Consider the following 6,633-nt stretch of genomic DNA (forward strand, 5'->3'; position numbering starts at 1 on the left):
TATGGGTCACAGATGTCACAGAGTTTGCGTTACCGATCAAAGGCAAGAAATTATACCTATCAACAATTATGGACTGTTACAACTCTGAAATTATCGCATATAAGGTCAGTCGTTCACCGAGCTTAGATATCGCAATTCAACCGTTAAAACAGGCGTTTGAACGACATCGAAATTATTTAAATCAATTAATGGTTCACTCGGATCAAGGGTTTCATTATCAACATAGAAGTTGGGGAAATACCATAACAGAATTTGGTGCAACAATGAGTATGTCACGTAAAGGAAACTGTTTAGATAACTCACCGATGGAGAATTTCTTCGGCTTATTAAAGCAAGAAATGTTTTATGGAGAAGTGTTCAAGACATATGAAGCATTAGAAATCGCAGTACATGAATATATTAGATACTATAATAAAGATAGAATTAAGCTAAAATTAAAAGGCATGTCTCCTGAACAATTCAGGAAACATACCTTACAATCTGCTTAATTCCAAAAGTCCAACTTTTGGGTAGCACATCATTAAATAACATCTCTATTTTTTCTGCATTTAATTCACCTTAAAACATCGCAGTACGTTTCGTTAAAATAAATTTCGTACCTGTGACATCATGCGCGATTTCTCCACCTTCAATGTAGATTTTAACTGATCGCGCTTTATGTACATGGTTGTTAAAGTCACGATATCTAATTAAAATTCTCGCATTAAACGCTGTTCTTTCTTCGATATAAACGTTTAATTTAATTACGTCGTGCTCTATAACTCCACGTGAATCGACCGCTGGTGTTCCATATTCATAATCTGTCGTAAAATCATAACCTTCAATTGTAAAATCCTCAAAATGAAACGGATTTGCATTGTTGTTTATAATTCTAAATTGCAGAACACGACGGTTTTGATCGTTCGTAAATGTCTTTACTTCATCGATTTCCAAATAAGGTTGAGTAAGTAACACTTGAGACTTGCCACGAACTCTAAATGCTAAAATTGCTGTCGTAATAGCAATGACTGCAATTATAATCGATAAAATACTAATGACGTCTAGACTTATATCCATATAATCACCACTCTCTTAATTATAATAATAACAAAAAAAGCATGTTTTCACGAAGAAAACATGCTTGATTTATTAAATATTATAGGTAAGCACCACAGTTAGGCCATGGTTGTGCACCGCGTTGAGCATATAACATTTTTGCACGCATTGTTTGTTCTTCAGCAGATGCTTGAGAAGCAACTCCTGTACCACCTACTGATGCCCATGTACCAGCGTCAAACTGGTATAATCCATGGTAAGTTCCTGAAGCATCTACGATGTTCGGGTTACCACCTGATTCACACATTGCAAGAGCAGCCCAGTTTAAACCATCGTTTGATGATGGAGCTGATGCTTTTGGAGCACTGTACGAATAGTTTGGTTCGTTATATGAGTAGCTTGGTGCTTCATACGTTTCGTAAGAAGAATAGTTCTCTACTACTGGAGCACTTGCTACATATGATTCGTTGTTGTTAAATGAGTTATCAAAATCAGAGAAATCCGAACCAACTGGTGCGTATTTCCATACCCATCTTTCTCCATCTGATTTGAATTTGAAAGTTGTACCTTCAAGATCAAATGAGATTTCGTAAGCTCCTTCTTGAACTGGTGCTTCGTTTAATTTTTCTGGATTATTGATTGCAAGTTTTGCAAGTTTTGCTTCATCAACATTAACTTCTGATGCATTTGCTTGAACTCCTGCTAATGATGATAAGCTTAAACCAACTGCTAAACCTGTTGTTAAAATTGTTTTCTTCACTATGAAATCCTCCTAAAAAATGTAGAATCATTTCTTTCACTGTACATACTATAGCACGTCTAAATATTACTGTGGTTACAGCAATATTAAGAATCACGCCCATATTTGACAGGATAATTACATAGTATTTCATTACTCAGATACGATTAACCAAAAAATCACTCCAAGACCTATTTCTATAAGGTTTGAAGTGATTGTGTCAGGCGTGTAACAGATTGTAACAATCGTCATTAAACACCTCTTTGATTATCATAAATTAGTGCGTGAAGTTGAGGTAATGGCTTAAAATCATTAGCTTCAGGATCATTTAATACCATTTCCCATAACTCTTTTAAATCGTTTAATAGACGGCGACTTATATCGCCACCTTCATAAGGGTCCGGATTCCCAACACTCACATAAAAATTTCGATTATAATTTTTATATCTATTATATACGTATTTCGCATAGTCAAAATCTTCTTCATTAAATATAACGACTTTTAAGCTGAAATTGACAGCCGCTTCATCTAGTTTATTTAATATATCATCGAGAATCTTAAAATCTGTTTCCATTTTAGAAGATGGTGGTTTCGGAGAAATTGTTAAATCATCTATTTTTAAAAACCAATCTTGATAAATAGAACCTTGAGTCTCTAGTCCAACTTTCACATCATCATTATGGAGCATATCAATTAGATCATTCATCGGTTTATTAATAAGTGCAGGGTTTCCACCTGTAATCGTCACATGATTAAAATTTCTTCTATTATCTATGTACCCTATTTCTTGAATTTTATTATAGACGTCTTCTGCTGAAAGGACGTTCGCCTTTTCTTCACCATTCCACGTAAAGGCACTGTCACACCACGCGCATGAATAATCACATCCACCTGTACGAACGAACATCGTCTTTCGACCAATGACCATACCTTCACCTTGTATAGTTGGTCCAAAAATTTCCATAATAGGCATTTTCTTTTGTTGTCTCATTAGCGTAACTCCCTATATCTCGCCCATGTTTTCGGTGTTTCTGATACTGTAACTTCTACAACGTTATCCATATTTAACTCATTTTTGATTTTTTTATAGAAGAATTTAGCGATATTCTCAGAAGTTGTTTTAAAATCAAACACGTCATTTAAATGTCTGTGATCGAGATTTTCATCTATAAATACTTTAATTGGCTTTAATAAACCAAAATCTGTAACGAAACCATCATCATTGAGTTCGTCTGAGCCTAAAGTCACTTTAACGATATAATTATGACCGTGAAGTCTTTTACATTGATGTCCTTCTGGTAAGTAATCCAATTGATGACTCGCACTAAAATGAAACTCTTTTGTTATTTCATAATTGTAAAACATATCCGTACTCCTTATATAAACTCGTTATATATATTGTATCATTTAAAAAAAGACAAAAAAATACGGCAGTTATTCTCATAACTGCCACCAGTTAGTCACCAAACTGGTTAAATCCCTTATATAATAAGGTTTATGTACGGGCACGGAGAGATTCGAACCCTCGCGCCGGAATGAACCGACCTACACCCTTAGCAGGGGCGCCTCTTCAGCCACTTGAGTACGTGCCCAAAATAAAAATGGCTCCGCAGGTAAGATTCGAACTTACGACCGATCGGTTAACAGCCGATAGCTCTACCACTGAGCTACTGCGGAATATTTAATTAATCAACATGTTCTATTATAGCAACTCTGTAAAATATTTCAATGATATTTTATAAAAAAATATGAATTAAATAAAAAAGCAATGCAGATTTTATTTTCTGCATTGCTTAAAAATTTATTAGTTTTGCGAACAACTTCGAAATGAAAATGTAATCGGGGGGCGATTTGTTCATTTCATGATTTTATAATAGCACCCCTTTAAAAATAAAACAAGCCTAATTGAGAAAATAATTCGATTTTCTCAATTAGACGTTCATAATTTAGACATAATTAGAAAGTTATTGCTTATCTCCACATACCGACTTTCTTTCTTTTCGCTTCTTCTTCAGCTTGACGCATTTTATTTTCGTACGTTGTATTTGGCGGATATACGTACTTCACTTCTGCAAGCCCTTCTTTTACAAGTTGTTCGTTGACCATTATGTCATCCGCAAATACATATACTAAATATCTACCATAATTATCTGTTTGTGACTGATCAAACATAACATATATATGTTCTGCATTATTAAGTAAATCCTCTACTCTATGTAGCGCTTCTTTTGCGAATGGCTCGTCTTTCTCACCAGATTTTCTGCCGATTTCAGGAGTATCAATTAGTAAATATCTAAAGGAATAACTTTCATCATTAAAGTAAAATCGAGTCGTATCTCCATCTATATGAAAATCAACTGTCACTTCGTATTTTACGAGACTTTCAGCATCATTTATATCTACACCAGTTTCGACAATTTTTGGATTCTCACTGACGAAATATAATACTATTAAAAACAGAAAGACAATCAGTAAACCAGGTAAACTTAATTTGCGAAACTTTTTAAAAGGATCTTTACCTGGTTTATATAGGTCGTTCACGTTAAATTTCTTGTTCATAAAACCATCCTTCATTTATGCTATTACAATTATACAAGAAATTATATAGAGATACATTTTATTTTTTAAAATTAATAAAAAGCTCTTGTAATTATTCGTTTCATTGTGTAGAATACTATCTAGACGTTAAAAATTCATATTAACGCGGGATGGAGCAGTTGGTAGCTCGTCGGGCTCATAACCCGGAGGTCAGTGGTTCAAATCCACTTCCCGCAATTTTTTAATGAGGTCCCGTGGTGTAGCGGTTAACATGCCTGCCTGTCACGCAGGAGATCGCGGGTTCGATTCCCGTCGGGACCGCCATTTATATATTTAAGGTTCTGTAGCTCAGTTGGTAGAGCATCTGACTGAAGATCAGAGTGTCGGCGGTTCGATTCCGTCCAGAACCACCATGGCGATTGTGGCGAAGTGGTTAACGCACCGGATTGTGGCTCCGGCATTCGTGGGTTCGATTCCCATCAGTCGCCCTTCATTAGCGGGTGTAGTTTAGTGGTAAAACCTCAGACTTCCAATCTGATGTCGGGAGTTCGATTCTCCTCACCCGCTCCATTATTATTCCGCAGTAGCTCAGTGGTAGAGCTATCGGCTGTTAACCGATCGGTCGTAAGTTCGAATCTTACCTGCGGAGCTTTTATGGCCCCTTGGTCAAGCGGTTAAGACACCGCCCTTTCACGGCGGTAACACGGGTTCGAGTCCCGTAGGGGTCATTCTTAAAGGTTGTTCATTCGAACAGCCTTTTATTTTTATAATTTAATAAGTTTGGGTAGGTGGCCGAGCGGCTGAAGGCGCACGCCTGGAACGCGTGTAAACGGCAACCCCGTTTCAAGGGTTCAAATCCCTTTCTACCCGCTAATTAGACGAGTACTGATTTTAGTACTCGTCTTTTTTGTAGGATTATAGGTAGTTTTTTATCTTCTCATTTACAAAAACTGCGGTTTGTAGCGGAAATTTGTTAGATATATCAAGATAATTAACAAAAACTGTGCCGGCGAGTCAAAATTTGTTAATTATAAAAATATATCTAACAAAAACCCGTCAGATTTCCGAAAATCTGTTAATTATATCCAGATATCTAACAGAATCACGATATTTTTGTTAAATATAATTTTGTAAAAAGCTATTATTACACAATAAGATTAAAAACAACCTTATACTCCTGTTTCAGATGACCTCTTCATCTTCTCATTTACAAAAACCCAATATTTCATCCAAAATCTGTTAAATAAAACTAAACATCACAAACCTCTAGTGTTTAAAGATGAAAAAACACCTCCTAACTTTCAGTTAGAAGGTGTATCATCGTTTTATGCTTCACAGTTGATACAAATTTTGCTTAAGTTAAATTGCTGTGCTGCGTTTGTACCGTGTTGATAGTATAGTGATTTGATACCATTCGCCCAAGCGAATAAGTGCAGTTCGTTTAACTCTTCTGCTGTAATGTGACTTGGGTTTACCATGATGTTTAATGATTGACCTTGGTCGATGAATTGTTGTCTTGTTGATGCTTGTTCAATGACGTTGTATTGGTTTAATTCACCAAACGTTTTAAATACTTCTTTTTCTCTTGCTGATAAAAAGTCTAAGTGCTGAACTGATCCGTCGTTGTCACGGATTGACTTTAGAATCTCTTCAGTGTTTTTGCCTTTTTCTTCTAATAATTCTCTTAAGTACGGGTTAATCATTGTCTTTTTAACTTTTGCAGTGTCGACTACGAAGTAGTTTGACATGAATGGTTCAATCGATTTTGAAACTTGACCTAAAATGAATGAACTTGACGTTGTTGGTGCGACCGCAAGTAGCGTGGCGTTACGTCTACCGTATCCTTTAAGAACTGCTGGTTCACCGAATTTTTCTGCGAGTTCTTCACTTGCTTTATACGCACGCTTTCTCATAAGTGAGAAGATTTGTGAGTTAATTTTGTTTGCTTCGATACTTTCAAATGGAATCATGTTCGCTTGTAAATATGAATGCCATCCAAGTACTCCAAGGCCTAATGCACGGTTTTCAACCGCGAATTTATAAGCGCGTTTCATATGTTTAAATGCTTCACGGAGTTCTGCGTCTTCAGAATCTCTCATAGATTCTAAATCAGCAATAAATTCACTCATGACTGCATCTAAGAAGTAAATCATCGTTTCTACTGCATCTGTGTCTTTCCAATCGTCATAACGTTCAATATTCATTGAAGATAAATTACATACGAATGACCAGTCTTCTTTGTTTGGCAACATAATTTCTGAACAAAGGTTTGAGTTGTTAATCGTTAACCCTTTGTCTTTATAAACATCTACTGTATCGT

Annotated in this window: 6 protein-coding genes, 10 tRNA genes and 1 pseudogene; 9 read left to right on the plus strand and 8 right to left on the minus strand. The window is 35.8% G+C overall.

Annotation, left to right across the window (positions count from 1 at the left end; translation table 11 throughout):
* Positions 1–488, plus strand: a 488-nt coding sequence (locus tag HMPREF3029_RS06320; protein ID WP_168165512.1) for an IS3 family transposase, incomplete at its 5' end; no start/stop codon positions are given.
* Between the two features lie 70 nt (positions 489–558).
* Here HMPREF3029_RS06320 and HMPREF3029_RS06325 read toward each other — a convergent pair.
* The 7 genes from HMPREF3029_RS06325 to HMPREF3029_RS06355 form a co-directional block, all read right to left on the minus strand.
* Positions 559–1,056 (minus strand): hypothetical protein, encoded by a 498-nt coding sequence (locus tag HMPREF3029_RS06325; protein ID WP_040928544.1) that lies wholly within the window; start codon positions 1,054–1,056, stop codon positions 559–561.
* A gap of 79 nt (positions 1,057–1,135) precedes the next feature.
* Positions 1,136–1,795: a transglycosylase family protein gene (locus tag HMPREF3029_RS09635; RefSeq protein ID WP_070710197.1), complete on the minus strand. Its 660-nt coding sequence runs from the start codon at positions 1,793–1,795 to the stop codon at positions 1,136–1,138.
* A 230-nt stretch (positions 1,796–2,025) separates the two neighbouring features.
* On the minus strand, positions 2,026–2,766 hold the full coding sequence (queE, locus tag HMPREF3029_RS06335; RefSeq protein ID WP_070710198.1) for a 7-carboxy-7-deazaguanine synthase QueE: 741 nt from the start codon (positions 2,764–2,766) through the stop codon (positions 2,026–2,028).
* Entirely contained in the window at positions 2,766–3,140 is a 375-nt protein-coding gene (gene queD, locus HMPREF3029_RS06340; protein ID WP_070710199.1) for a 6-carboxytetrahydropterin synthase QueD, read from the minus strand. Before queD ends, queE begins: the two co-directional genes overlap by 1 nt.
* A gap of 137 nt (positions 3,141–3,277) precedes the next feature.
* A tRNA-Ser gene (locus HMPREF3029_RS06345) sits at positions 3,278–3,367 on the minus strand.
* A 10-nt stretch (positions 3,368–3,377) separates the two neighbouring features.
* Positions 3,378–3,452: transfer RNA gene (locus tag HMPREF3029_RS06350), tRNA-Asn, on the minus strand.
* A gap of 294 nt (positions 3,453–3,746) precedes the next feature.
* Entirely contained in the window at positions 3,747–4,334 is a 588-nt protein-coding gene (locus HMPREF3029_RS06355; RefSeq protein ID WP_070622885.1) for a thermonuclease family protein, read from the minus strand.
* Between the two features lie 143 nt (positions 4,335–4,477).
* On the opposite strand from HMPREF3029_RS06355, the gene HMPREF3029_RS06360 reads away from it, so the two are divergent.
* The 8 genes from HMPREF3029_RS06360 (at position 4,478) to HMPREF3029_RS06395 (ending at position 5,183) form a co-directional block, all read left to right on the plus strand.
* Positions 4,478–4,550, plus strand: a tRNA-Met gene (locus tag HMPREF3029_RS06360).
* 11 nt (positions 4,551–4,561) lie between these two features.
* Positions 4,562–4,637 (plus strand) — tRNA-Asp (locus tag HMPREF3029_RS06365).
* 13 nt (positions 4,638–4,650) lie between these two features.
* Positions 4,651–4,726 (plus strand) — tRNA-Phe (locus HMPREF3029_RS06370).
* Between the two features lie 2 nt (positions 4,727–4,728).
* A tRNA-His gene (locus HMPREF3029_RS06375) sits at positions 4,729–4,801 on the plus strand.
* 8 nt (positions 4,802–4,809) lie between these two features.
* Positions 4,810–4,883: transfer RNA gene (locus tag HMPREF3029_RS06380), tRNA-Gly, on the plus strand.
* A 7-nt stretch (positions 4,884–4,890) separates the two neighbouring features.
* Positions 4,891–4,962: transfer RNA gene (locus HMPREF3029_RS06385), tRNA-Asn, on the plus strand.
* Between the two features lie 7 nt (positions 4,963–4,969).
* Positions 4,970–5,041 (plus strand) — tRNA-Glu (locus tag HMPREF3029_RS06390).
* Between the two features lie 54 nt (positions 5,042–5,095).
* Positions 5,096–5,183, plus strand: a tRNA-Ser gene (locus HMPREF3029_RS06395).
* Between the two features lie 455 nt (positions 5,184–5,638).
* Here the strand turns inward: HMPREF3029_RS06395 and HMPREF3029_RS06400 are convergent.
* Positions 5,639–6,633, minus strand: a pseudogene (locus HMPREF3029_RS06400) (hypothetical protein); the annotation flags it as partial.

The organism is Nosocomiicoccus sp. HMSC059G07, from assembly GCF_001815515.1.
GTDB lineage: Bacteria > Bacillota > Bacilli > Staphylococcales > Salinicoccaceae > Nosocomiicoccus > Nosocomiicoccus ampullae_A.

Bases quoted from the DNA above. Each gene is read 5' to 3' on its own strand.
- HMPREF3029_RS06325 (WP_040928544.1), bottom strand. From the start codon at position 1,056: ATGGATATAAGTCTAGACGTCATTAGTATTTTATCGATTATAATTGCA.
- queE (WP_070710198.1), bottom strand. From the start codon at position 2,766: ATGAGACAACAAAAGAAAATGCCTATTATGGAAATTTTTGGACCAACT.
- queD (WP_070710199.1), bottom strand. From the start codon at position 3,140: ATGTTTTACAATTATGAAATAACAAAAGAGTTTCATTTTAGTGCGAGT.
- HMPREF3029_RS06355 (WP_070622885.1), bottom strand. From the start codon at position 4,334: ATGAACAAGAAATTTAACGTGAACGACCTATATAAACCAGGTAAAGAT.